This window comes from Actinomadura napierensis (assembly GCF_039529375.1).
GTDB classification, from domain to species: Bacteria; Actinomycetota; Actinomycetes; order Streptosporangiales; family Streptosporangiaceae; genus Spirillospora; species Spirillospora napierensis.
In genome coordinates, this window is the sequence record NZ_BAAAMR010000308.1 from 1 (window position 1) to 708 (window position 708).

Below are 708 nucleotides of genomic sequence, written 5' to 3' on the forward strand. Positions count from 1 at the left end.
TCGGATCGAAGTCTGCAACTCGACTTCGTGAAGTCGGAGTCGCTAGTAATCGCAGATCAGAACGCTGCGGTGAATACGTTCCCGGGCCTTGTACACACCGCCCGTCACACCATGGGAGTTTGTTGCACCAGAAGTAGCTAGCCTAACTGCAAAGAGGGCGGTTACCACGGTGTGGCCGATGACTGGGACGAAGTCGTAACAAGGTAGCCGTACCGGAAGGTGCGGCTGGATCACCTCCTTAACGAAAGATTGACGATTGGTAAGAATCCACAACAAGTTGTTCTTCATAGATGTATCTGAGGGTCTGTAGCTCAGTTGGTTAGAGCACACGCTTGATAAGCGTGGGGTCACAAGTTCAAGTCTTGTCAGACCCACCATGACTTTGACTGGTTGAAGTTATAGATAAAAGATACATGATTGATGATGTAAGCTGGGGACTTAGCTTAGTTGGTAGAGCGCCTGCTTTGCACGCAGGAGGTCAGGAGTTCGACTCTCCTAGTCTCCACCAGAACTTAAGATAAGTTCGGATTACAGAAATTAGTAAATAAAGATTAAGATCTTGGTTTATTAACTTCTGTGATTTCATTATCACGGTAATTAGTGTGATCTGACGAAGACACATTAACTCATTAACAGATTGGCAAAATTGAGTCTGAAATAAATTGTTCACTCAAGAGTTTAGGTTAAGCAATTAATCTAGATGAATTG

2 tRNA genes and 1 rRNA gene are annotated in these 708 nt (G+C 44.5%); all 3 read left to right on the top strand.

Features of this window, described 5'->3' with window-relative positions:
- Positions 1 to 241 (top strand): 16S ribosomal RNA (locus ABD296_RS49620); the annotation flags it as partial.
- Between the two features lie 59 nt (positions 242 to 300).
- Positions 301 to 377, top strand: a tRNA-Ile gene (locus ABD296_RS49625).
- 55 nt (positions 378 to 432) lie between these two features.
- Positions 433 to 508 (top strand) — tRNA-Ala (locus ABD296_RS49630).
- The last annotated feature ends 200 nt before the right edge of the window (positions 509 to 708 follow it).